Below are 1,324 nucleotides of genomic sequence, written 5' to 3'. Positions count from 1 at the left end.
CGTACGGGTGGTCGAGGGCCCCGCCGTCACCACGACGACCGTCATCGACCAGCTCAACATCCCGTGGGACGTGGTCCGCACCCCGGACGGCACCCTCCTGACCGGCGAGCGCGGCGGCCGTATGGTCGCGCAGCTCGCCGGCGGCGAACGGCGGGATGTCGCGATCGACCTGCCCGGCCTGGTACGCCAGTCGGAGAGCGGCCTGATGGGCATGGCCGTCGATGCCGGATTCGCGCAGAATCGCGAGATCCACGTGTGCTACTCCCAGAACGCCGGGGGGACCCGCGACAACCGGGTCACCACGTTCCGGGCGGCCGAGGACTGGTCCGCGCTCACCAGGGTCCGCGACGTCGTCACCGGTATCCCGCTGGGCGCCGAGGGCATCCACAGCGGCTGCCGTCTGCTGGTCGACGACGACGGGTCGATCTACATCGGCACCGGCGACATCTACAGCGCCACCGACCCGCAGGATCCCACCTCACTCGCCGGAAAGACCTTGCACGTCAACCCCGACGGGACTGCCGCTTCGGGCGACTCGGTGATCCACACGATCGGCCACCGCAACGTCCAGGGACTGGCTGTCCAGCCCGGCACCGGCCGTGTCTACTCCGCCGAGCACGGACCGGACCGCGACGACGAGGTGAACCTCCTCGAGCCCGGCGCCAACTACGGCTGGAACCCGAACGTGAACGGTCAGTACAACCAGAACGTCCCGATGACCGACACCGAGCGGTTCCCGGACGCGGTGGAGGCCGTATGGTCCTCGGGTCGCCCGCCTCTGGCCCCGGCGGACATCGAGTTCCAGCAGGGCGAGGCGTGGGGCGAGTGAAAAGGCAGCCTCGCCATGGCCAACCTCAGGGAACAGAAGCTGGTCCTGTTCCGCCTCTCCTCCGATGGCCGGTCGATCGTCGACGCCTCCGTGCTCCTCGAGGGTGACTTCGGCCGCCTGCGTTCGCTGACGCCCGAGCCGGACGGCTCACTGCTTGTCACCACCTCCAACGCGAACAACCGGGACGAGGTCTTCCGCGTGAGCCCGGCACAGTGACCCGGGGTTAGATCCGCAGGACCTGACGGGCGGCGTCGGTCAGCGCGACCGCGTAGCCGGCGCCGTGACCGGCCGAGTGGGTGGCCAGCGGGTGCAGCTGATGGAGCGGCACCCGCTGCTGCCAGCCCGGCCGCAGCGGGTGATGCTCCTGGTATCCGCGCAGGATCTCGTCCAGGTGCGGCGCCCCGAACAGCGCGAGCATGGCCAGGTCGGTCTCGCGATGTCCGCCGTGGGCGGCGGGGTCGATGAGCACGGCCTCGACGTCGTCGGCCCCGGCCG

The 1,324-nt window shown here is 70.5% G+C and carries 1 protein-coding gene and 1 pseudogene; one reads left to right on the top strand and one right to left on the bottom strand.

Translation table 11 applies throughout. The features are described 5' to 3' along the window. Window positions 1-7 precede the first annotated feature (7 nt). Window positions 8-1,045 (top strand): annotated as a pseudogene (locus G6017_RS07085) (PQQ-dependent sugar dehydrogenase). 7 nt (window positions 1,046-1,052) lie between these two features. Here the strand turns inward: G6017_RS07085 and G6017_RS07080 are convergent. Continuing rightward, window positions 1,053-1,324: fructosamine kinase family protein (locus G6017_RS07080; RefSeq protein WP_182616666.1), on the bottom strand; the 272-nt coding region annotated here is incomplete at its 5' end.

The sequence above is a fragment of the Dietzia sp. B44 genome (assembly GCF_014145245.1).
GTDB classification, from domain to species: Bacteria; Actinomycetota; Actinomycetes; order Mycobacteriales; family Mycobacteriaceae; genus Dietzia; species Dietzia natronolimnaea.
This window is presented reverse-complemented; position numbering and strand designations above follow the sequence as displayed.